Below are 24004 nucleotides of genomic sequence, written 5' to 3'. Positions count from 1 at the left end.
TCAAACATGAAAAAAATCAAACCAACATTGTTCTTGCTTTCTATTATATTAATAATTACAGCCTGTAATAAAAATGGAGAAATTGTTAAATACCCGTCTTTTGGAAGCTTAAATATCTCCGGAACTTTATCAAGCCCATTAATTGTTAAGATTGATGGAAAAATAATAGATACTTTAAACGCTGCATCAAATGGAATAATTAGACCGGTTGAGGAGGGGAAACATAAAATTTCTTTATTAAACAGTGCAAAAAAGTCTGTTATCGATACCGTTTTAACATTTCAAAAAAGGAAAACAAGATACCTAACTAACTTTTTTTATACCGGATACGGAGTTCTTTTTCCAGACCCTGATAAAACGCGAAAACCAAAGCGTGGAAATATGTTAGTGCGATTTGTGATCACTGATAAAACTCTTCCTAACGAATTAAACTTAAAACTATTTATTCTTGATTTTGGAACGGGTATTAGCACTCCGCTCAATATTAAAATTAACGGGGTAAGAAAAGATAAGTTTTCAAATTATATAGAATTAGATAATCCTGGATCGAGCGATTTTTATTATTTGTTAGAAGGGTACGATTTAAGTGGTAAAAAGATAATGTCCATTGATAACAATACTTACGGATATGTAGTATCAGACAACAACTACACCCCTTTTACAGAAAATAGTATAATTTCATTAGGAATAGGTCCAGGAAATGAATCTGCCCCTTCTCATCTTCCTCAAGTCATTTTTCAAAGGATTGCACAATAACCAAACAAAAGGCTTGCCATAAGCAAGCCTTTATGAAAATTCAAATTTCATTACAGGTATCTATGCTGTAAGATATTGCAATATACAATATATATTAATTTGATGTAAAAGTAAGTTCATAAAAAACCAGCAAAAGACTGTCTTTTTATGAACTTTCATCATTATTAATCAATACCGGTCTTTAAATACACCTGCAATTCGCTGCGAAGAATGGATAAGGATTTCTGTAAATGATTATCGACGGTATTGGGTGAAACACATAGTTTTTCAGCCAGCTTTTTTCGGGAAAGCCCTTCTTCCAGGTACAACTGGATAACCTGCCTTCTTCGGGTTGTTAAACGGGATAATACGAAGTTGATGGCCTCCAGGTATTCCTTTCGTTTATATTGGCTCTCTGCCGATGGACTATATGTATCAATAGTGCGGGTTATATTTGCTACCGCCGCCCGTCCACATCCAACCTTCCTTAAGTCATCTATATAAATATTTTTAGAATAGGTAAATAATAAAGGGAAGAGGTTTGCTTTATCCTTTATATTATCCCATTCCTCCCACAATTTAAGATATACTTTTTGTAAAATATCCGCCGTAAGGTCATTATCCCGGCAGATATTTAAAATAATAGAATGTAATTTTTTATGTGTGGCATAATAAATCGCATTGAATTGCTCTGTTTGTAATGTTTTAGCAGTCATAAACATAGATGCAGATGTTTATTTAAAACTGCACTTATATTGTTAATTACACGTAAACCAAAGGTTATTTCTATTTATTATTTATATTGATAATAAATACTTTTTATTAAAAAATAATTCGTAGTTAAGAAATTTGTTATAGCTGATCTCTTAGGAGTAGCAGCTTTATTACTCCGCCGCCTTTAACCCAATATGATGCCGCCGCTACGCCTATGTGGCGCAGTTTTAGTAATAAGGCCGATTTGCGTGCTTTTAAGGTAAGGCCAAACAGGGTGGATTTGAATGAAAAGAACGAGGTAAAGAATAAATTTAGTGCGCTGTCAAATAAGCTCGATTTTTCAAAGGAAGATGTTATCCCGGACCAAATATTAAATGAAATCATTTGGAAATCGGTTAAGGGTGAAAATTCACAACTACCAGGCCCAACAAGAGCAGCATTTTTTAAAGAAATTAAAAGTGACAAGGATTAATTGATAAAATCTCATTGTAAAGCTCTGTGAATTTATAACTAAATTCACGTTACTTATCTGCCACGCATCTGAAGCCAACATGTTCCATACCGCTGTCTTCTGTGCTTTTCATACGGCGGGCTACCCGGTAACCAGAACAATAGCTATCATTACACAGGTAGGAGCCACCTCTTATCACACGTTTTTTAGCATAAGGTTCCTGGGGATCAAAGCTGGTTGCCGGCCCTTTGGGATTGGAAATACCAGCAGGTTTGTTTATTGAGCTATAATATTTGTTATTGTACAAATCATTGCACCATTCCCAAACATTGCCTGCCATATCAAACAAGCCAAAATTATTTGCTTTGAACGATTTAACAGGTGCCGCGAAGTAAAATTTGTCGGTTAGCAGATTTTTATAGGGAAAACTTCCCTGCCATGTATTGGCTTTGGGCTTCCCCGAATCAACGGGTTCATTGCCCCATGGGTATATATTATTGGTTACCCCCCCCCTGGCGGCCCATTCCCACTCAGCTTCGGTAGGCAGGCGTTTACCAGCCCATTTGCAGTAAGCCTGTGCATCATACCAGGAAACCTGTACAACCGGGTAATTATCCTTACCCTCAATATTGCTGCCCGGTCCATGGGGGTGGCGCCAGTCGGCACCTGCCTGCCATGACCACCATTGGCCGTAGTCATTTAAATCAACAGCCTGTTTTGGTGAGCTGAATACGAGCGATGCCGGTACCAGCAGCTTATCGTCAGGTTTTGGGGTGCCGGGGGGCAATTGTTTTTTAAGTTCGTTCCAATCGGGCTTTTTTTCTGCGGTGGTAACATAACCTGTAGCTTTAACAAAGCGAGCAAACTCGGCATTGGTAACTTCGGTAGCATCAATCCAAAAGCCGGTAACAATTACTTTATGTTTAGGATATTCATCTTCGGCAGCCTGTTTATTATCTGCTCCCATCATAAAGTCCCCATTTTTTATCCATACCATTCCCTTATGCGAGCCACTTCCTTCCGGTATGGTTGATAAGGTGTTTGCCGGCTGGGTTTGCAAGCTGGCAAACCTCTTGGGAATATTTGATTCGCAGCAAATTGCTTTGTTTTTCTTTTGTGCCGTTTGCTGCGGTTTTAAACTTGCCACAGGCTGGCTTTTAGGTTTGCAGGCGTAACAAAAAAATAATAATATATAGATGAAGAATTGTGCTTTTATATGCATTTTATAGAATATGAAGTATCAGGATATCATTACTGATTCTTAATGTTTTGTAGTAAACTTTTTAGCTCGTTTAATTTTTCAGGATTCGAATCAGCTAAATTATGTTTTTCGCCAATATCATTCTTTATATTGTAAAGCTGCGGTTTCGGATCGTTACCCAATTCAATATTTACCTCTTTATTAATACGTGGGCCATTGCCAGGTTCAATATATTTCCAGTCACCTGCTATTATCGAAAGCGTATTGTTCAAGGCCTGTTCAATAATATGCTCCCTACCGGTTGTGTTTTTACCTAACAACACGTCAATAGCGTTTTTACTATCGAGTTCAGAGTCGTTTTGTAGCGGATTCCCGGTAAAGGCGGCAAATGAGGCTAAAAAGTCAATCTGGCTTAGCAAGGCATTTGAAACACCTTTCGTAACATGCCCGGGCCATGATATAATTAGAGGGATCCTGGTGCCGCCATCAAAAGCGCTGTACTTTCCACCTCGTAACGGGCCTGCTGGTTTATGACCGTTTAGCTTTTGAACAGCCTGATCCTGGTAACCATCATCCAATACCGGACCATTATCGCTGGTAAATATGATCAGCGTATTATCAGTAAGTTTAAGACGGTCAAGAGTCTTTAAAACTTCGCCTGTGGTCCAGTCCAGCTCCAAAATGGCATCGCCACGGGGGCCCATAGTGCTTTTACCTGCAAAACGTTTATTAACAACTCTGGGAACATGAATGTTATGGGTGGCAAAATACAGGAAAAAGGGTTTGCTCTTATTGGTTTCAATAAATTTTACAGCTTTATTGGTTATAACGGTGCTTATTTCCTCATCAACCCAAAGCGCCGATTTTCCACCGGTCATATAACCGATCCGGCTTACGCCGTTAACGATAGTTTGATCATGCTGATGCGACGGCTTTAGCTTTAAAAGCTCTGGATGATTTGCTCCGGTTGGCCAGTTGCCGACAGGGTTTTTATAATTCACCTGTATCGGGTCGGCCGGATCAAGGTTGGCCACCCTATGCCCATCAACATAAACACAGGGAACGCGATCAACCGTAGCCGGCAAAATAAACGAAGTATTAAAACCAAGTTCTATTGGTCCGGGTTTAATTTCGCCGTTCCAATTAGGGCCGGTACCTTGTTCGCCTAATCCCAGGTGCCATTTACCAATTACACCGGTTTCGTATCCGGCCTGTTTAAATACAGACGCGAGGTTTGGGCGATTTGGGTTTATTAATAAAGCGGCATCACCGGGAGCTATGCCAGTACCTTTTTTTCGCCAGGCATACTGGCCGGTTAATAATGAATATCTTGATGGTGTACAGGTTGCCGAGGTAGCATGTGCGTTAGTGAATAAAAGACCGTTTGAGGCTATGCGGTCGATATTAGGGGTATGTACGTTTTTTGCATTGTAACAGCTGATATCTCCATAACCTAAATCATCAGTATATATAATAACGACGTTGGTTTTGGTTTGCTGCGCGGCAACGTTTAAGTTAAATGATAAAAATGTGAAAATGTAAAATACAGACAGATAAAAAAAATGCCTCATAGGTAAGCTGATAATTTTGTAAACCGATTAGAGCCAATACAACCTGGCCATAAATATACAGAGACCTTTTTTAAGGCTGAATACCATTAATTAATAAAAAACTCCAGTAATAGGGGTAAAACAGGAGCTAAGCTATAGAAGTAATTTTACTAAATGACAAGGAAATTCATCATAGCGGCATTGGTCCTGTTGTCGTTATCAAACTGTATGTGCAGGAAAAAATAGAATGGTAATGAGCCTTACATACTGTTAACGGTTGCACCTGTTATTCATGCAAAACAAGGATAGCTTTGACAGAACGATTCATGATTTGGTTAATCGTGCTGCGATTAAACAGGCGATAAATGATGTTGTGATGGTGTTTCACCAAGCATAAAATATCCGTCTCGTTCTTTTCGATAAAACCCATGATTCCGCTGAATGGACTACTATCTTTCAGGTAGTTAAAATTAAGTGCGGTTTTCGGAATGAGCTCTTTGAGTCGCGCTTCTCCGGCTAGAAGATGTTTGGCGTCTGATTTTTCTTCGACATACAAAACTTCCATAGCTACCAGTTTGAATGCTTTTACTATTTCATTGAGTGCGGCTACATCTGTTGACGATAGTTTGGTTTCGTAGTCTGTAGCCAGGGTGATTGCAGGAATGCTTGGGAACTTACTGTCCAATGGAATGATCAGTGTTGGAATCTTGACCTTGGTAACCACCATGCTTGCATTGCTACCTACGATGCCACTCAGACCGGTAGCGCCTGTAATTCCCATGACCAGTAATTCTACCTGATGGTTGTCAATGAATTTGGTGATAACGGTCTTTAAAAATCCTACATCGCAAAGGGAGGTAACTTTAACGTCCCTAAACGCATCTTTTTGAGTATAAGCATTAGCCCATTCTTCTAATGCCTCTCCTTTGTTGCGGTAATAATCCTCAATAAAGATGGCATTATAGATGTTGTTATTAATGCCTTCTGTAGGATGAATTGCGTGGATGGCACATACTTCCAATTTGAGTAGCGCAGCCAGAGCCATAGCGTATTCCATCGCGTTAGCCGCGCTGGGAGAAAAATCGGTCGCAACCAGGATCTGTTTCATTTTTAATAAATTACAAAAACTATATGAACAAATGGAAAAACATAAACAGTAACGCCGCTAAGATAATAGACACAGGCAGTGTCAATAACCAGGCCAGTGCTATATTTTTTAAAGTATTGTTATTTAAGTTGCCTTTGCCGCCAGAAGCAACCATAGCGCCTGCAATACCACTCGATAATACATGGGTGGTACTGACCGGCAAGCCAAAGACAGTGCTCAATCCGATAGTCGAAGCTGCAACGATCTCAGAGGTGGCCCCCTGCGCGTAATTCAAATGCTCATTGCCAATTTTTTCACCAATAGTTACAACAATCCTTTTCCATCCGATCATAGTGCCCAGACCAAGTGATAACGAGATCATGGCAATAACCCAGATAGGGGCAAAGTCTGTAACGTGTTCTAACTCTGCAGCAGTACCTGTAAGTGTATCCCTGTCTTTCTGTGAGAATTTAATCTTTTTATCTTTGATAACTGCCCTTATATCTTTAATTACGCTTTCAATCTGTTTCCGGTAGCTATAGGTTTTAGCCACATCTTTTTCGCTTTTGGCAGCCAAAGAAGCCCTGGTCTGGTTTATAGCTCTGTTTAATTGTGTCAGGAGGTCATTGCGGCCGGGATCGGCAGTAATCGTTTTGGTGATCACCTGCTCCGTTTGATTGAGCGCAGTTAATACTTTAGCGTTCGGAATGTTGTGGTTCACCGCAAACCGTGCGGGCATAAAAGCAATCAGGATCAGCATAAAGAGGCCCACACCCTTCTGCCCGTCATTACTGCCGTGAAAAAAGCTGACCAGCGTGCAGGTTGTAATTAGCATCAGCCTGATGTGGATAGGGGGACGATCATTTTCTCCCGAAGGGATATGAAACAAGGCATGCGATTTGGTGACATGTTTCAGGAAAAGCATCAATAGCGCAGCAACACCAAAACCGATTATGGGTGATAAGATCAATGACGATCCAATTTCACCGGCTTTATCCCAGTTAACACCGGGGCCATTGTAATACCAGGTGAAAACGAGGCCACCACCAATCATCGCACCGATCATCGTATGTGAACTGGAGCAGGGAATACCAAGATACCACGTGCCCAAGTTCCAGATGATGGAGGCTAATAATACTGATAACACCAGGCAGGCACCTACACTAACGGGCAGAGTCATTAGATTATCTAATGGTACCAGTTTTAAAATGCCCATAGCAACGGTTACACCACCAAGCATTACTCCTAAAAAATTCCATATGCCTGACCATGGTATGGCGTAAACAGGTTTCAGCGCTTTGGTATAGATCACAGTGGCTACCGCATTGGCTGTATCATGAAATCCATTTACAAATTCAAAGCCTATTACCGCTATTACACACAGAAAAAAAACGATTAATAAGTAACCGCTTAAATCAACCTGGCCAAGAAAAGGAAGAATAACCGCGATGAGTGAATGATGCATAGAAGAGCTTTGTGAAGAAGGGGATTTATCGTTGTGGTATTTTATTCAAATAACAGCTTCTTAAGTTGCCTTAATGCAAAATTCAGGTTAATATATCATTACCTTATAGCATGCAGCTTTCTACGAGGGCGGCTTTGATCAGAAGGGAGATCAGCCACAGTATAATATGAACCGTACAATTTGATCAGGCTGTCTGCCCTGATTAAGCTTTGCGCGTTGATGTCTTTTTCGTCAAAATATCAAAATATAGAAAGCTCCTTATCTGTTAATTGTAACTTAACAATGGGATTACTTACCTAAGCTACCTTTGATTTTATCAAAATCCGCCCGAATCGTCATATGCATAAAAATAATGTGAGTGATGAATATTTGCTTGAACAGGTTTGTGTTTACAGCGATGACCAGTCTTTAGAATACCTGTTTGACCGTTATTTTCAGCGGCTCTGTACGTTTTCGCATACTTTTGTTAAAGATCATGCTATAGCAGAAGAATTGGTTGCGGATACATTTTGTACCATTTGGTTTAACCGGGCTAATTTGAACGTACCTGATAAAGCACGACCTTATCTTTATACTGCAGTCAGAAATCATTCGCTTAATCATTTAAAGAAAAAGAGAGTTGAGCATATCGATATAAGTTATGCCGAAACAATGCCCGATAATAACCTGGGACCTGAGCAACTGCTTACTTTTAATGACCTGTTAAAGGAGGTTAATTTACTGGTTGATGCCCTGCCCGAAAAAAAACGGATCATATTCCGCATGAATAAAATAGAGGGTTTCAGATATAAAGAAATAGCCGATATTTTAGGAATATCCGTACATACTGTTCAAAACCATATGGTAGAGGCTATAAAGATACTGGCAGAAAATGCCCCACAAAACAACCTGCTGTTTTTAGCGCTTGTGTTCCTTACATTATCTTAACAAAAAGATAGCTTTTTGTTAATCGCTTCGGGTAGTTGATTTTTTTTCGGATCACTGTCTATAGGAGTGATTATGGATAAAGATCTTTTTTATATACTGACCACAAAGTACCTGAGTGGTGAATCAACCCTGCAGGAAACCGATCAGTTGAATGAATATTTAGAACAGGAATATTTTTTAGAGCTGTTTCTTAAAATCAATGAAACCTGGCTTCAAAAAAACAAACAGGATAACGAACATATATATGACCTCAACAGAGGGCTTACGCTGTTAAGAAACCGCATCGCAGAACAAGCCGAAAGTAAGACCATTCCTGTAATTCGTCTTTATAAAAAATACTTTGCTGTTGCGGCGATACTGGCCGGTCTGGCTTTAAGCGTAGTACTCCTGATATATGGTTTCAAAAACGACATGGTTAGCATTACGGCACAAAACGGGGAAATTAAACAGTTTGATTTACCCGATGGCAGCCATATTGCACTAAATGCTGGGAGCACCTTATCATTTCCCTCAAAGTTTGAAGAACCAACCCGGGAGGTTTACCTTACCGGCGAGGCGCTTTTTAAAGTAAAATCAGATAAAACCCACCCCTTTATTGTACACACCAATAACTACGCTACAAAGGCAGTTGGTACTGTATTTAACATAAAGGCATTTACAAATGAAAATCATATTATCATAGCGCTTATGAAAGGAAAGGTGTTGATTTCCAATACCCAACATGCTCTTAATGATTTGGCTTTGCTGCCTATGCAAATGCTGACAGTAGATAAAAAAACGGGTAAAACTTCCATTGAGTCCTTTAACTCTAACCTGGTAACCAGTTGGGAAGATCATGAACTGAGATTTAAGGAAGAACCGCTTCCGGAAGCATTTAACAGTATAGCCCGTAAATATGGCATTACCATAAGCTACAATGAAAAGCTATTTAAAAATTGCAGGGTTAATGCAAACTTCACTAACGAGTCGGTTACCCAGGTGCTTGAAGCCCTGAAATTTGCCCTCAGGTTTAATTATAAAATCACAACCAACGGCAAAGGCGGGCAGGTGGTGATCATTAATGGTTCAGGATGCTAACAGTAAATAATGATTTAAATATGAAATAGAAACTAAAATGAAAAGAAAGGCACCCTGCTTATAGGGTGCCTCCTGAGTAGTTTCCCGAAGGTCTCAAGCTTCCGGAAACTTAATTAATTATAAAATTAATCCAAACAAAAATTATGAAAATTATCATACAAAACAAGGATTTTGTATTTGTTCTTCTATTGTCTCTATTTTTGAGCAACAGTGCGTTCTGTCAGCTATCGTCTAACAGCCCGGCCCCCACCGGCTCTTCAGGTGTTGCAATTAACATTAAGGCACAAAAACTAAGCCTGGCCGATTGCTTTAAAAAAATTGAAACAGCCACAGGCTATCAATTTGTATATTCATCTAAAGAGGTAGATATCAATGAGCTAACAGGTTTAAACTTTGTTAATTTGCCACTGGGGCAGGTTTTATCTAAACTGGGCGAAAAGCATCATTTATCTTTTAAAATTATTAATAAACAAATTGCCGTTAAAAGAAATCCGGTTAATATAGGCACGCCACATTTAATCAGTGGTGAAGTTATTGACTCTGCCACCCGTGAAACCATAGTTGGTGCGGCTATCCGGTTAAAAGATAAGCCCAATGGTTTATCTACCGATGCAAACGGCAAGTTTTCACTAACCGCCGGTTATGGTGAAACGCTGATAGTTTCTTATATAGGTTACAAAACGCAGTTGGTTGCAGTTACGCAGGATCATATGACTATCATGCTGGCAGCTCAGCGTTCGTCCTTATCAGAGGTTGTGGTTGTTGGTTATGGTACACAGAAAAAGCGTGATGTAACAGGTTCCGTAGTTTCAGTTAATGCAGAAGATATTAAGCAGATACCCGCAACCAATCCATTCCAGGCTATAAAAGCCAAGGCAGCTGGGGTTGATGTGTTTAATGGTGGCAATGAACCCGGTGCGGCGATCAATATCCAGATCCGTGGGCAAAACTCAATGAAGGCAAATAATCCTCCGCTGGTAGTACTGGATGGGATTCCGGCAATTGAGGGTTTTATTAACGATATAAACCCTTCCGATATTCAATCTATCGAAATTCTGAAAGATGCTTCCGCGACTGCCATATATGGCTCAAGGGCATCTAATGGCGTATTGTTAATTACCACCAAACGTGGGGTAACCGGTAAAACCAATATTAATTACGATTCTTATTATGGTGTAACATCTACCATCAACCGGTTGGATTTGATGAACGGGCAGGAGTTTGCACAACTACGCCGGGAAGCTAACCGCACAGCTGACCCCAAAGGGGCATATCCTCAGGATAAAGATATTTTTGACAATATCGCTCTTGAATCTATCGCTACGGGACGGAGCACTGACTGGCAGGATGTGATTTATGGAAGGGGTAACAAACAAAACCATCAGCTTTCTATCAGCGGGGGTAAAGATAAAACCCAGTTTGCCCTTTCAACCAATTATTTTAAGGAGAACGGTATTGTTGATAAATCTGATTATACGCGCGGGTCTTTCCGTATAAATGTTGACCATCGCATAAGTGATAAGCTAAAGGCCGGGATCTCATCCTTTGCAAGTCGTTCGGTTCAGCACGTGCCCAGCGGCGATGTGTTTGACAACGCCCTGAGACTAAACCCATTGGGTGTACCTTATGACGCCCAGGGAAACTTGCTTTTCAGGCCAAATAATGATGAGGGCCAGCGTGTTAACCCGATATATGATATTAACGCATCGCTGGATGAGCGTTATCGTACGCGGGTGTTCGCGAGTATTTATGGCGAATATAAATTCTCTCCGGCGTTAAGCTATCGCTTAAATGTTGGCCCCGATGCCGAATTTGCAAATGGCGGCACATTTAACGGAAGTTTAACCACTGCAAACCAAGGCGGTTCATCAACAGCGGGTGTCAACGAAACCAATATATTTTCAATCACTGTTGAAAACATATTGAACTATGATAAACAGTTTGGCCACGATCATCATATTACAGCAACAGCAGTTCAAAGTTATCAGAACCAGGTAACCAACTCCTCTTTTACCAGTGTAAGCAAATTGCCTTACGAATCGCAAACTTATCATAACCTGGCAACTGCCGGCTCTGTTATCGGTGTAGGCAGCGATTATCAAAAATGGGGCCTGGCATCTTACATGGGCCGTATCAATTACCAGTATAAAGATCGTTACCTGCTTACCGTTACAGGACGGGCCGACGGCTCATCTCGTTTTGCCCCTGGGCATAAATGGGGTTTTTTTCCATCTGCCGCATTAGCCTGGAAAATATCTGACGAGGATTTTTTAAAGAGAAGCTCATTTGTTTCCACACTTAAGCTCAGAACCAGTTATGGCAGCACAGGTAATACGGGTATTGTTCCGTATCAAACATTTGGTGTATTGCAAAAAACATCGTATACTTTTGGCGATACCGGCGCGCCGGGTTTTTTACCGGGTAGCATTTCCAATCCAAATTTGAAATGGGAAACCACCAACCAGATCGATGGCGCGGTTGATTTTGGTTTCTGGAATGACCGCCTTACCGGAACCATTGAGTATTATCAATCCAAAACACACGACTTGTTGCTTGACCGCAGTATTCCTACCAGCACCGGATTTGTTTCGGTACTTGAAAATATAGGGTCAACACAAAATAACGGTCTTGAAATTTCTTTATCATCGGTGAACATAGCCTCTTCCAATAATGGTTTCCGGTGGAAGACTGATATTAATTTCTCCAGAAACCGAAACAGGATTACCGAACTGCTGGGCGATGGTAAGGATATTGTTGGAAACAGCTGGTTTATAGGACATCCTATTAAAGTATTTTATGACTACAAAAAAATTGGCATCTGGCAAACTGATGAAGCCGCGGTAGCTAAACAAAATGGTTTTGCAGTTGGTGGAATTAAAATTGAAGACACCAATCATGATGGGAAATATAATGCTGATGACCGCCAGATCCTCGGCTCTTATACGCCTGCGTGGATAGGGGGATTAACCAATACTTTTTCTTATAAAGGGTTTGATCTGTCGGTTGTATTACATACGCGTCAGGACTACTTAACTTATTCGCAATGGTATGATAACAATAATAGGCTTGCCGGCAGGTACAACAATCTTAATGTTAACTACTGGACACCTGAAAACCCAACCAATGAAAATCCGCGGCCTGATAAAAACCAGGAAGGTGTTTTTCTGGGCTCAACGCTGGCTTATAAAGATGTGAGTTTTGTAAGGGTTAAGAACATGACATTTACCTATCACTTTCCATTGGCCTGGATTAAAAAGCTGCAGTTAAGCGCCCTGAGCCTCAATGTATCTGCCGAAAATCCATTTACCATAACGGATTATAAAGGCTATGATCCGGAATTTGAATCAACCGGGCAACGTGCGCTTTATCCTTCTACAAAAATGTATGCTATAGGGGTTAATGCCTCTTTTTAAAATATTAATCAATAAAGTCATGAAGTACATAAGCTTAAAAAAGAAATGGATGCAGGCTTAGCACAACATAATGACCGTTAAAACAATTTTAAAATGAAAATTATAAAAAAACTTTTTGTTGCCTTATGTGTGGGAGGTATCGCATTGGGTTCTTCCTGTAAACTGGATGAAATACCGGTGTCACAGGCCACACCAGAGATATTATTTGCCACACCATCAGGAATACGGGATGGTGTATATGGGGTATATTCAAAATTAAGAGCCCTTTACGGTTCACAGGTAGGATTTACTCTCACCACCATGGGTACCGATATTTTTCAGCATGGTAAAGATGGCGGTTATAAATTTCTGGAGGCTTATGATAGCCAAACCAGCTCGTCAGTAGGCTATTTTGCACAATTATGGTATGATTGTTACCAGGGTATTAACGCGGCCAATACCATATTGGCGTATACAGACAAGGCTGGTCTGCCCGAAAGCGTGAAAACACAATACAAAGCCGAGGTCCGTTTCTTAAGGGCGCATTTTTATTATTGGCTTACAGTGCAGTTTGGAGGTGTAGTATTAACCACAACCGAAACAAAAGGCGTAAATACCGCAGCTGTACGTACATCCAAAGAAGAGATTTGGAAACTGATGAATGAAGATACCCAATACGCGGTTGATAACCTGGGCTGGACGGCCGACGCTTATGGCAAAGTAACAAAAGGGGCGGCATTGCAACAGCTGGCTATCATATTACTGATGCAAAAGGACTATCAGAAAGCGGCGGATGCTGCCGAAACCATTATCAAATCAGGGCCCTATAAATTGCTGGATTCTTATGCCGATATTTTCAGGTACGATAACCAGCAAAACGCTGAAATTGTTTTTGCTGCACAATACACCAAAGATATACTTCAAAATGGTGATGGTAACCAGGGACATGCTTTTTTTACGCCCGCCTATGACCAGTTTCCCGGTTTACAGCGTGATTTAAACCAGGGTGGTCGTCCGTATACCCGTTTCAGACCTACTGAATTTTTTCGTAATCTTTTTAATCCGAATGATAGCCGCTTTGAAGCTACCTTCCGTTACGTATGGACTTATAATAATCCCGCGACACTTCCCAAAGGCAAAGCTATAGGTGATACAGTAGAATGGCAGATAAGCCCGGGTGTAACTTCAAAAATAGCACCCAATACTGATAATATGCACTGGGCCATCAAAAAACATGACGACCCCACAAGGGCAAGCGTACAGGATCTGGCCGGATTCAAGGATTTCTTCATCTACCGGCTTTCTGAAACCTACCTTACCGCTGCCGAAGCACTGCTGCTTGCCGGTAAACCGGCCGAGGGAGTGGTATACCTGAACAAGGTGAGGGCAAGGGCCGCCAAACCGGGTACAACTATGCCCATGCTGTCTGCTGTGGAGCTAACTATGGATCAGATACTGGATGAGCGCGCAAGAGAATTAGGAGGCGAAGAAAAACGCTGGATGGACCTGGCCAGAACCGGGAAACTGGTAGAACGGGTAAAAAAATACAATCCCAATTCATCAGCTATAAAAGATATGTATATCGTTCGCCCTATTCCTCAATCACAAATTGATCTTTCAACTATAAAATTTCCACAAAACCCAGGTTATTAAAATTATCATTATGAAAACTATATTAAAAAACAGCCTCTTCGCAGGCATATTATCAACCTTATTTATGATACAACTGGCTGAAGCTCAAACCAGGGCCGACGTATTGGCTGACGTATTTGTCAATCATCCCGAACAGATCATGGTAACTGCTCACCGGGCAGCACACACACATTATCCTGAAAATTCTTTGGGAGCCCTTCAGGAAGCCATCAGGCTCGGTGTAGATATTGCCGAAGTTGACATCCGGCAAACTAAAGATCATGTACTGGTTATTATGCATGATGGTAAAGTAGACCGCACAACAAACGGAAAGGGTGCCCTGGCCGATCTTACCTACCAGCAATTAATGGAGCTGCGTTTAATACAAGATGGTAAACCAACTGATGAAAAAGTGCCGACATTAGAGCAGGTACTAAAAATGGCAAAAGGGAAAATCTTGGTTGACCTTGACTTTAAGTTGGGCGATGAGGATGCTTTAAAAAGAACCTATAAAACTATCGAAGAAACGCAAACTACCAACCAGGTTTTGTTTTTCCTATATCAGTATAAATATGCACCGCTTGTGCATGCAGTAAACCCTGATGTTAAAATTATGCCGCGCGCGTATAAAGTGGACGATGTTAATAAAATACTCGACATGAAAATTGCCAAAGTGATCCACATAGATGAAAAATTTTACAGCGATACCTTAATGAAAAAAATAAGAGATCAGCATGTACGAGTTTGGAGTAATGCACTTGGGGTATATGATGATCTTGAGCTATCATCGCACACCGGTTTTAAAGCGTTACTGACAAAAACAAAATATGTAAACGTCATTCAAACTAATCTTCCCGAAGAATGGCTAAAGTACCTTAAGCAAGCGGGCCTGCATAATTAATAGGTCTCTAAAACCTTATTGAGATGGCCTGCCATCTCAATAAGGTTTTATGTATAAGTATGCTTTTAGTTTTTCTTTCCCCTCAGCAAATTTAAAATCTTACTTACCCCTCTCTTTAATTTTGTTTTTTTTATGTATGCCGGGGTGAACTTATAAAAATGCCTTAAATTTTCAAGTCTTTTTATGTAGCCAACAGCCGGTTTAAAATCGTTTACTTCTTTTGAATGCGATACGCCCGGTTTAAAAACAGCTCTTACATACTCATCACCATAAATAGGTACAAAACCATGTTTATTAAACAAATTTATTAGTGAAGTTAGGGTAAAATGATAGGTATGAGCATTTTGAAAATAAGTCAATATGTTCATTTTATAATTTTTGTCAATTTGCTTAACTCCAGGCACTTCTATATATATCAAAGTATTTTCATTGGATATATTTTTAATTAGCTTAAGCTCTTTTTCTATATCAAGCAAATGTTCTAAAACATGCGAATAAATAATTAGATCCGGCAGTTTGTCCAATTGAATCGTGTCAAGCATGCCTGTTGTTAAATCTAACCCATGTTCCTGGCGCCCAAAATTAATATACTCATCCCCCAGGTCAATCCCTTTAACGGTATGGCCTTTTTGCTTAAAATATTGCAAAATCCCACCGGCCCCGCATCCTACTTCCAAAACAAATTTGGATGTGCCATCATTAAGTAAGTCATGTGAGGTAATGGAATCATATATTTTAGAGCCCTTATGATATTGATTTAAAAAAAACTGTTGGCTGGGAACTGATGTGCCGTTGTATAATTTACGGTATTCATCATTATAAAATTTGTTATATGAATTTTGAGTCATGCGGGGCGCTGTAAATATTAATCCACAACTTTTGCATATCCTGGTGGGATAATAGAACCCATACCTATCCTTTTCTCCAATTAATTCCGAATCTGACGAGGAACATATAATACAGTAAGCCTCTTCAAACTCGTAAATATTACGTTTGATCTTATCTTCAACTTGCTGTTTCATTTCTCGTTGAAGCGTGTTAAGAGTTAATTCAGGGATTCCGTCATTTTTTAATCTTGGTAATAACATTGCATCTAAGTTTATTTGGTTTATAAATTCTTAAGCAACAGAACTGCAAGCTTTCTTGTTGTGTATTTTCCTGATTTTAAAAGATAAGGTGGGTTTATTTAATCCTAAAACGATGGAATGCGTATTAGGAATACATACTGACAACTTTTAAATGTCCTCACGTCAGTAATGCATAATTTAAATTTATGGAAATTATATATAAATCAATCTTTTTTATTAATGATTCTGTAAAAGGTGAATAATAGAGATAGAATAAGTGCGAGGGGAAACCTGAACTTCAGGAGTTGGAAAGCTTTTATTATGAACCATATTTTTTCATAAATCTGCATGGTTTTAATGCAGGTGTTGCCCCATCAAATTAGCAACATTCTATTACATAATTTGGTAGCAAACCAAAGGACTTTTTTTACATTCCACGTTACAAATATGCAACATTCCCAATTTTGACTATTTCAAAATTAACCGTAACTTATATATTATAATTAATGCGAATCATCAGGGATTTTAGATCTTAAAGTATTATAGATCACTATCATCAGGGAGCATGAACAGTATCATTATTTAGGTATAAAAGTTTGCTCAGCTTAATATTCAAATATCATGAAAACAATACTTTTTGCAACAGACTTTTCAGCCAATGCCAGGCATGCGGCTGAGTATGGTTATATCCTGGCTAAGCAGATAAAAGCCAATATAATACTGTGCAATGCAGTAATAATACCGGCAGAAATGCCGCAATCAGGATTGGTTGTCTGGCCGATGGAGGAATCTGAATTGTTATTAATGGATAGCAAAAAAGAATTACAACACTTAAAAACTCACCTTGAAAGTGCAGATCATGAACAGGGCTTTAAACCGGGTATTATATGTAGAAGTGAATCGGGCATAATGACCAATGTGATTCAAAGTGTAATCTCCAGCCATTCGGTTGACCTGGTGGTCATAGGGACACATGGCAGCAGCGGGTTAGGCCATTTTTTATTAGGCAATCATAGCAGTAACATGATAGATACTACCACCAAACCCTTAATGCTGATCTCGCCTGAAACTCCTGTTTTGCCTGTTAAGAAGATCGCTTTCGCTACAGACTTCACACATATGGAAAGTGACCTGGAATGTTTATATCATTTAATACCACTGGCTAAGTTGTTGGACGCAAAGATTTTATTGACGCATATCTACAGTGAACAGCAGCCAGCACCTGAACTAAGAAAAAAGATAGACCACTTTATGGTGCAGGTTTCCAATAAAGCCAATTATCCGCATATCTATTATAGAGGTTTAAAAAACGGTCATATAGAAACAGGTTTGAGCTGGTTATGTGAACATGGGCAAATTGATATGCTGGTGATGATACATAGACCGCACAGCTTTTTTTATAAATTGTTGAAAAGCAGCCATTGTGAAAAAATGGCTGGTCATATTGCCGTTCCTTTATTGATTTACCCTGCCGAAAAATAAGCGTATGGTTATGACATTCGGGCACTAAACGAACGCATAAACATCATGTTAAACCGCCCCATTTTATTTTTGAAGATGGCTGTCAATAAATAAAATCTATCATTATTTAAAGGTTTTAAAATCAGTTTGTTATCCATATATTTATATAAGCGTTTCAATTCAACCAATTAAAGCCGATATGTAACGATGCCGGAATATGTATTGTTCTTAAGGTACATTGCCATGAACTAATCTAAGTTTTTGTATTGGAACTACTACGTGGTTTAAATATTTTTTCATCAACTTAAATAAAAAAGTTATGTTACCGGAAGAAAAAATCACCCATCTGAAACAGGCTCTGCGCGGGAGGCTGATTCAGCCTCATGATGACGATTATCATACTGCACGCAAAGTGTATAATGGTATGATAGACAAGTGCCCTTTATTAATAGCTAAATGTGCAGACGTAGCCGATGTTATTACGGCAGTGAATTTTGCAAGAGAAAATGATCTGCTTACAGCAATAAGAAGTGGCGGCCACAATGGTGGTGGTCTGGGTATATGCGATAATGGTTTGGTAATCGACCTTTCGCAGATGAAGGGTATTAATGTTGACCCTGATACAAAAACGGCATGGGTACAAGCGGGCTGTACTTTGGGTGATGTTGATCATGCCACACATGCATTTGGCCTGGCTACCCCCAGCGGAATCTTTTCTACCACGGGAATAGGGGGGATTACTCTGGGCGGAGGCCTTGGGCATCTTACACGGCAGTATGGTCTTGCTATTGACAATCTGCTTGAAGCAAATGTAGTATTGGCCGACGGAAGCTTTGTTAAGGCCAATGAAACAACTAACAAAGATCTTTTCTGGGCGCTTCGCGGTGGTGGTGGCAACTTTGGTGTGGTTACTTCGTTTGTATTCAGGTTGCATGCGCTAAGTACTATATATGGCGGGCCGATGCTATGGGAATTGGATGAAACTGAAGATGTATTAAGATGGTATCAGGATCTGATTAAAAGTGCTCCTGATGAGCTTAATGGGTTTTTTGCTTTTCTTTGTGTTCCGCCCGGACCTCCTTTTCCGGAACATTTGCATACAAAAAATATGTGCGGCGTAGTGTGGTGCTACAGCGGTGACATGGAAAAAGCTGAAAAGGTTTTTGAGCCTATCCGTAATTTTAAAAAGCCAGCCCTTGATTTTGTAGGTCCCCTGCCTGTTCCGGCATTAAACAGTATGTTTGATGCACTGTTGCCACCCGGATTAAACTGGTATTGGAAAGCTGATTTTGTAAATGAGTTGAGTAGCGAGGCGATTGACCAACACATAAAATTTGGAACTCAATTACCTACTTTACTTTCAACTATGCATCTGTATCCAATTAATGGGGTTGCTTCCAGGGTAAGTAATAAGGATACCGCATGGAGTTATCGCGGCGCAACATGGGCCATGGTAATTGCAGGGATTGATCCCGATCCTGCTAATAATGATAAGATAAGTAAATGGGCAAAGGATTACTGGGAAGCATTACACGGCTATTCGGCAGGTGGTGCTTATGTGAACTTTATGATGGAAGAAGGAGAAGACAGGGTTAAAGCGACTTATGGAGATAATTATGAAAAATTAGCTTCTATTAAAGCAAAATATGATCCGGATAACTTGTTTAGGGTAAACCAGAATATTAAACCCGCATTACATGTTCACATGGATTAAAACTCTCGAACGTTTTACCGGGGTGTTCTGAATTTTACACCCACGTGGTTTTATACAAATAATTCGGATTCAGTTTAAGGGTGTATCATAGATCATGATACACCCTGTTTTACTACAACTCATTTATTAGTTTAATTAATAACTCCAGGCTATTTTGTAAGATTTACTTTGCAAAATAATTACTTAATGCGCCGCTGGCTTCCCCATAATTCCAGCGAATCTGATCTGGTTTTCCATCGCCGTTGATATCGGCAAAATAAAAATAAGTACTTGAACTTGCTGAAAGCCCCCATAATGAATAAACCGGGCCATCGAACACATTGGTGGCCTGCGAGTAATAAACTTTTATTTTACCTGAATAATTCCCGGGGTTCCAATATATTTTATCTGCCCTGCCATCGCCATTTACATCAGCAAAATAAAATGTTGTACCTGCCGATGCACTTGAGGCTCCTGAATTACTGAACGTTGAAGACGCGGTAAAGGTACCATCACCATTGGATAAATAAACCATAGGTTTCCCGGAGCTTAGTGTTGGTTGCCACATTATTTTATCCGCCTTCCCATCACCATTTACATCAGCAAAATAAAATAATGTACCGCCTGTAGTGCTCATCCCGGCATCAGTATTAGAGATTACTGTATTACTAAAAAAACCTCCGCTTGTAGCCAGGTAGATACGTGTATGGCCGCTATCAACAGTACCGTTCCAGTAAACTTTATCGGCTTTACCATCGCCATTCACATCATCAAAATAGTAGGTTGTAGTGGTTCCTGCACTGGTTCCCTGCGTATTGTTGATTGCGGTGGCGCTAAAATTACCACTGCCTGTAGCTAAATAAACCATTGTTTTGCCTGAGTTCAATGTTGGGTCCCATAGTATCTCATCTGCTTTTCCATCACCATCTATATCAGCGTAATAATATCTGGTAGTGGTAAGGGCCGAAGCTCCTGCAGCATGTGCAACGGCAGTTGTTGCAAAAGTGCCATCGCCATTTGACAGAAAAATCTGAGGTTTACCGCCGTCAAAAGTAGAATTCCAATAAATTTTATCTTTTTTCCCATCGCCATTTACATCGGCAAAAAAGAATTTTGTATTAGGATTTGCGCTTAACCCATGAGTATCCGTATGCGGAGCACCAAAAATTGCAGGTATAAAAGTTGCCATTACAGGCCAGTGGTCTGATGGCCAAAAGCCACCATAACTTGTAGTGATAACCTGGAAGGATGTATAGGCAAAACTCTTATTGCACATTAACCAGTCAATTTTTGCATCACCGGTAGCATCCCAACCGTGAAATGTTGGATCGCCATCACTATCGCCAAGTGCATCGGCCACGCCAAGTGCATTTTTCAGGTTTGAAATTTGAGTTGTACCTGGCGCAGAATTAAAATCGCCAAAAACAACCTCTGGCAATCCGTCAGGATTATTGGTTTGAACCGCGGTTATTACTGCCTGCGCATTAGTAATCCTTTCATTATTATTAGCTTCAGGCGACCAATGGCTGTTACAGAAAAAGTACTTGTTGGAATTTACATTATCTAATAAAATGACCCAGGTACCAGTTCTTAAAGGATCGATTAAAAAGGTACCACTGCTCTGCAAAGTAAACCTGCTGGTTTTATAAAAAATAACTTTGGGAGATCCCAACCCTGCCGATTCATTAAAATATACGCTATAACCTAACGTAGCCATTTGAGGCATAAACCAGTTTTCAAAATTATTTTCAGAAAACTCTTGTAACCCAAAAACATCAGGCGTATTGTCTACAATTATTTGACGGATATTGCCTTGCCGTTGTTCCATGGTTTGCGGGTCCGAAGCACTATTACCTCTGACATTAAACGACATTACTTTGATCTGATCGGTACTTGTTAATGCTGATGTGCGTAACGGGGAAGAAGAGGAAGTTGGAGTTGCGGGTTCAATTGCTTTTCTCAGTTCTGTTTTATTGCACGCTGAGAAACATAAAATAACTGTTAAGAAAAAAAATGTTTTCTCCAATATACCGTGTGTATGGTAACGGGGAGCGTGATCTTTAAACAGCACTTCTTTAATGCTCTTTTGGTTTAGGTTTGGTTTTTTCATATTGATTGGTTTGATTCGTGACTTTTTTTATTCAGGTTGTAATTTGTCGGTCTGTTTATAAAAGCAGGCTAATAATTGCTGAGTGGCAAAATCTCTATCAGCGTTAATTTAGCATAAAAGCAACTCAGTATTCTTGATATAATCCTGCCATAGCGTTTTTACACCTTTTAGTTTTTGAAATAAAATGATTAGTATTTAAAGTTTGTAAAGTACTAATGTAATAAATTTTAATAAAAAAAAACCATATGAAAGTTATTTGTTAATATTTTGAAAGTTTGCCGAAATTAAAAAGGGTGTAACAATCAACAATTAAGAAAATGTTAACCTTTATAACCTATGCTATATTTTTATTTCAGAGGTATATTACTTCCAGCCCCAAAATGAAAATATAAGGCCGGGAGAAATCTATAAAGGGAAGGACCCCGAACCATTTTTGAATGATTTGAAGGATTGATACATAATTTTTTAGTTAATAGCAAACCGATAGGTAGTGCTTCGGTTTCCCAGCCAAACAGCCGTTCATAGAGTTTGCGGAAGTAATTAGCCCGGCGTTTTACTTTTTTTAAATGAATTTATGCAATCGATTGAGTAATTTGCTATTTTGCGTCGTATTAAGGGATTACTTATGTTAAATGCTGTAACAGGAAGTAGCTGCCCTTGATCTGATAAACCAAATTATAACCTAATCAAATGTATCTTTTTAAGTATCCCGCTGTAAACTTTAGCAGTAAAAGCTTTTTAACGCTGATAGCTTGCCTTATGTGGTGCCCGGCACTTATGGCACAAACCACCGTGCCGCTAAATGATCTTTCTTTTTTTCAGGATCCATCACCCAACTGGAAACTTGCAGCTAATGTACAGGCCGACCTGCTACAGGATGAGGTATTAAGCACTTCAGATGGCACAGGGATCTTAGTAAATCTGCCCGATAAGAAAGGGGCAAAGGATCTGTACACCAAATCTGTTTATGGTGATGCTGACCTTGAGCTTGATTATATGATGGCTAAAGGATCAAACTCGGGCATCTATTTACAAGGCCGTTATGAAATTCAGTTGTTGGATAGTTGGGGAACTGTAAACCCAAAATCAGGAGATAATGGTGGTATTTATGAACGCTGGGACGAAAGTAAACCCGATGGGCAAAAAGGTTATGACGGTCATGCACCAAGACAAAATGCTAGCCGTGCGCCGGGATTATGGCAACACATCAGGATCTCGTTCCAGGCGCCGCGTTTTGATAATAAGGGACAAAAGACAAGCAATGCAAAAATATTGTACCTATGGTTAAATGGGGTTTTAATACAGGATAATGTGGAGCTGTCCGGGCCAACCCGTGGGGCTTTTGACAATAAGGAAGACGTATCGGGCCCTTTACGCCTGCAGGGCGATCATGGCGCAGTGGCCTTTAAAAATATCAGCATTACCAGTTTTGATAAACCGAACCCCACCTTATCTAATTTAAAATACAGCATATATGAAGGTAGTTTTGCTGCTGAACCTGATTATAAGAACTTAAAACCCGTTACAGAAGGCAATGCGTCGATATTGTCATCAAATCAGGGGAAATTAACGAATGATTTTTTAATGCACTATACCGGCACTATCAAAATAACAGAAGCCGGTGAATATACATTTAAACTGAGTGTTCCCGGCGGTAAGGGTGCTCTGCGTATTAGCCAGAAAACGGTGATACCCATAGCCGAAAACAAAGGTACTGGCAAAATAAGCCTGCAACCTGGCGAACTGCCAGTTGACCTTTTTTATGCCAAAACTGTCGACTGGGCTAAACCGGCTTTAGGGCTTATAGTTGCCGGACCGGGTATTCGCGAGTATTTGCTGACCGATGCCAATGTAAGTTCAAACGATCCGATTGACCCCATTCTGATTAATGCTACTGCCAATACCATTCTGCGGAGTTTTACTGATTTGCCTGGTGGTATCAGGGTAACGCATGGCGTAAATGTAGGTAGTACGGAACAGGTACATTATACCTATGATCTGGATAAAGGAATGATAGTGCAGGTTTGGCGCGGCGGTTTTTTGGATGCCACACCCATGTGGCATGAAAGGGGCGATGGCTCATCGCTTCCCGCAGGGTCAGTGCAATATTTGGGTAAACCTGTTCCTGCCATTGAAAAACTAACCAATACGCAAGCCGGCTGGGCTGCTGATACCGTTGGTACGGGTTATAAACCGAAAGGATATATTTTAGATGGAAACGACAGACCGGCTTTCCGATACATGATCTATGGTTCGTTGGTTAATGATGCCAGTACGGTTTTACCAGAAGGGCAGGGGATTCATCGGGAAGTAACGGTGCAGAACCCCGCGGATAACTTATTTATGCACCTGGCCGATGGTAATACCATTGAGCTGCTTAAAAATGGGTTGTACACAGTTGATAATAAATCCTATTATATCCGGATAGATGATGCCGGCGATGCAAAACCGCTGATCCGTAACGTAGGCGGCAGGCAGGAATTGATTATCCCGATCCAAAAGAAATTAACCTATTCTATCATTTTTTAAGCCGCCTTAGTC

The 24004-nt window shown here is 40.0% G+C and carries 17 protein-coding genes; 9 read left to right on the top strand and 8 right to left on the bottom strand.

What is annotated here, in order from left to right:
- The first annotated feature begins 6 nt into the window (after window positions 1-6).
- A complete protein-coding gene (locus M2273_RS03995; RefSeq protein ID WP_429393284.1) occupies window positions 7-756 on the top strand; it encodes a hypothetical protein in 750 nt (249 codons plus the stop codon).
- A gap of 164 nt (window positions 757-920) precedes the next feature.
- On the opposite strand, the gene M2273_RS03990 is transcribed toward M2273_RS03995, so the two are convergent.
- From M2273_RS03990 to M2273_RS03965, 6 genes are all read right to left on the bottom strand, one after another.
- A complete protein-coding gene (locus tag M2273_RS03990) occupies window positions 921-1457 on the bottom strand; it encodes an RNA polymerase sigma factor (RefSeq protein WP_429393282.1) in 537 nt (178 codons plus the stop codon).
- A gap of 130 nt (window positions 1458-1587) precedes the next feature.
- Complete coding sequence (locus M2273_RS03985; RefSeq protein WP_429393279.1) at window positions 1588-1833, bottom strand: hypothetical protein; 246 nt, start codon at window positions 1831-1833, stop codon at window positions 1588-1590.
- Between the two features lie 137 nt (window positions 1834-1970).
- A complete protein-coding gene (locus M2273_RS03980; RefSeq protein WP_429393277.1) occupies window positions 1971-3047 on the bottom strand; it encodes a formylglycine-generating enzyme family protein in 1077 nt (358 codons plus the stop codon).
- Between the two features lie 104 nt (window positions 3048-3151).
- Entirely contained in the window at window positions 3152-4672 is a 1521-nt protein-coding gene (locus M2273_RS03975; protein WP_429393274.1) for a sulfatase family protein, read from the bottom strand.
- A gap of 265 nt (window positions 4673-4937) precedes the next feature.
- Window positions 4938-5759: a universal stress protein gene (locus M2273_RS03970; RefSeq protein WP_429393272.1), complete on the bottom strand. Its 822-nt coding sequence runs from the start codon at window positions 5757-5759 to the stop codon at window positions 4938-4940.
- Window positions 5760-5778: 19 nt separating this feature from the next.
- Entirely contained in the window at window positions 5779-7203 is a 1425-nt protein-coding gene (locus tag M2273_RS03965) for an inorganic phosphate transporter (protein WP_429393269.1), read from the bottom strand.
- A gap of 339 nt (window positions 7204-7542) precedes the next feature.
- On the opposite strand from M2273_RS03965, the gene M2273_RS03960 reads away from it, so the two are divergent.
- The 5 genes from M2273_RS03960 (at window position 7543) to M2273_RS03940 (ending at window position 15132) form a co-directional block, all read left to right on the top strand.
- A complete protein-coding gene (locus M2273_RS03960; RefSeq protein WP_429393266.1) occupies window positions 7543-8130 on the top strand; it encodes an RNA polymerase sigma-70 factor in 588 nt (195 codons plus the stop codon).
- Window positions 8131-8202: 72 nt separating this feature from the next.
- Window positions 8203-9207 (top strand): FecR family protein, encoded by a 1005-nt coding sequence (locus M2273_RS03955; protein ID WP_429393264.1) that lies wholly within the window; start codon window positions 8203-8205, stop codon window positions 9205-9207.
- Window positions 9208-9350: 143 nt separating this feature from the next.
- Complete coding sequence (locus M2273_RS03950) at window positions 9351-12620, top strand: TonB-dependent receptor (protein ID WP_429393261.1); 3270 nt, start codon at window positions 9351-9353, stop codon at window positions 12618-12620.
- Window positions 12621-12713: 93 nt separating this feature from the next.
- Window positions 12714-14252 (top strand): RagB/SusD family nutrient uptake outer membrane protein, encoded by a 1539-nt coding sequence (locus M2273_RS03945; protein ID WP_429393258.1) that lies wholly within the window; start codon window positions 12714-12716, stop codon window positions 14250-14252.
- 10 nt (window positions 14253-14262) lie between these two features.
- On the top strand, window positions 14263-15132 hold the full coding sequence (locus M2273_RS03940) for a glycerophosphodiester phosphodiesterase family protein (RefSeq protein ID WP_429393255.1): 870 nt from the start codon (window positions 14263-14265) through the stop codon (window positions 15130-15132).
- A gap of 65 nt (window positions 15133-15197) precedes the next feature.
- Here the strand turns inward: M2273_RS03940 and M2273_RS03935 are convergent, their stop codons facing one another.
- Window positions 15198-16220: a class I SAM-dependent methyltransferase gene (locus tag M2273_RS03935; protein ID WP_429393252.1), complete on the bottom strand. Its 1023-nt coding sequence runs from the start codon at window positions 16218-16220 to the stop codon at window positions 15198-15200.
- 600 nt (window positions 16221-16820) lie between these two features.
- Between M2273_RS03935 and M2273_RS03930 the strand changes: the two genes are divergently transcribed.
- Both M2273_RS03930 and M2273_RS03925 read left to right on the top strand, forming a co-directional pair.
- Complete coding sequence (locus M2273_RS03930; RefSeq protein ID WP_429393250.1) at window positions 16821-17681, top strand: universal stress protein; 861 nt, start codon at window positions 16821-16823, stop codon at window positions 17679-17681.
- A 298-nt stretch (window positions 17682-17979) separates the two neighbouring features.
- Window positions 17980-19374, top strand: coding sequence for an FAD-binding oxidoreductase (locus M2273_RS03925; protein ID WP_429393248.1), 1395 nt, complete (start codon window positions 17980-17982; stop codon window positions 19372-19374).
- Between the two features lie 163 nt (window positions 19375-19537).
- Here M2273_RS03925 and M2273_RS03920 read toward each other — a convergent pair whose 3' ends face one another.
- On the bottom strand, window positions 19538-21463 hold the full coding sequence (locus M2273_RS03920; protein WP_429393245.1) for an FG-GAP-like repeat-containing protein: 1926 nt from the start codon (window positions 21461-21463) through the stop codon (window positions 19538-19540).
- 690 nt (window positions 21464-22153) lie between these two features.
- Here M2273_RS03920 and M2273_RS03915 point away from each other — a divergent pair.
- A complete protein-coding gene (locus M2273_RS03915; protein WP_429393243.1) occupies window positions 22154-23992 on the top strand; it encodes a family 16 glycoside hydrolase in 1839 nt (612 codons plus the stop codon).
- The last annotated feature ends 12 nt before the right edge of the window (window positions 23993-24004 follow it).

The organism is Mucilaginibacter lappiensis (assembly GCF_050433765.1).
In the GTDB taxonomy this organism is placed as follows: domain Bacteria; phylum Bacteroidota; class Bacteroidia; order Sphingobacteriales; family Sphingobacteriaceae; genus Mucilaginibacter; species Mucilaginibacter lappiensis_A.
Note: the sequence above shows the minus strand (reverse complement) of the source record. Positions and strands in the feature narration are given on the sequence as shown.

Excerpts from the sequence above, each read along its gene's own strand:
- M2273_RS03995 (WP_429393284.1), top strand. The coding sequence starts at position 7 with ATGAAAAAAATCAAACCAACATTGTTCTTGCTTTCTATTATATTAATA.
- M2273_RS03990 (WP_429393282.1), bottom strand. The coding sequence starts at position 1,457 with ATGTTTATGACTGCTAAAACATTACAAACAGAGCAATTCAATGCGATT.
- M2273_RS03985 (WP_429393279.1), bottom strand. The coding sequence starts at position 1,833 with ATGATTTCATTTAATATTTGGTCCGGGATAACATCTTCCTTTGAAAAA.
- M2273_RS03975 (WP_429393274.1), bottom strand. The coding sequence starts at position 4,672 with ATGAGGCATTTTTTTTATCTGTCTGTATTTTACATTTTCACATTTTTA.
- M2273_RS03970 (WP_429393272.1), bottom strand. The coding sequence starts at position 5,759 with ATGAAACAGATCCTGGTTGCGACCGATTTTTCTCCCAGCGCGGCTAAC.
- M2273_RS03965 (WP_429393269.1), bottom strand. The coding sequence starts at position 7,203 with ATGCATCATTCACTCATCGCGGTTATTCTTCCTTTTCTTGGCCAGGTT.
- M2273_RS03960 (WP_429393266.1), top strand. The coding sequence starts at position 7,543 with ATGCATAAAAATAATGTGAGTGATGAATATTTGCTTGAACAGGTTTGT.
- M2273_RS03955 (WP_429393264.1), top strand. The coding sequence starts at position 8,203 with ATGGATAAAGATCTTTTTTATATACTGACCACAAAGTACCTGAGTGGT.
- M2273_RS03950 (WP_429393261.1), top strand. The coding sequence starts at position 9,351 with ATGAAAATTATCATACAAAACAAGGATTTTGTATTTGTTCTTCTATTG.
- M2273_RS03945 (WP_429393258.1), top strand. The coding sequence starts at position 12,714 with ATGAAAATTATAAAAAAACTTTTTGTTGCCTTATGTGTGGGAGGTATC.
- M2273_RS03940 (WP_429393255.1), top strand. The coding sequence starts at position 14,263 with ATGAAAACTATATTAAAAAACAGCCTCTTCGCAGGCATATTATCAACC.
- M2273_RS03935 (WP_429393252.1), bottom strand. The coding sequence starts at position 16,220 with ATGTTATTACCAAGATTAAAAAATGACGGAATCCCTGAATTAACTCTT.
- M2273_RS03930 (WP_429393250.1), top strand. The coding sequence starts at position 16,821 with ATGAAAACAATACTTTTTGCAACAGACTTTTCAGCCAATGCCAGGCAT.
- M2273_RS03925 (WP_429393248.1), top strand. The coding sequence starts at position 17,980 with ATGTTACCGGAAGAAAAAATCACCCATCTGAAACAGGCTCTGCGCGGG.
- M2273_RS03920 (WP_429393245.1), bottom strand. The coding sequence starts at position 21,463 with ATGAAAAAACCAAACCTAAACCAAAAGAGCATTAAAGAAGTGCTGTTT.
- M2273_RS03915 (WP_429393243.1), top strand. The coding sequence starts at position 22,154 with ATGTATCTTTTTAAGTATCCCGCTGTAAACTTTAGCAGTAAAAGCTTT.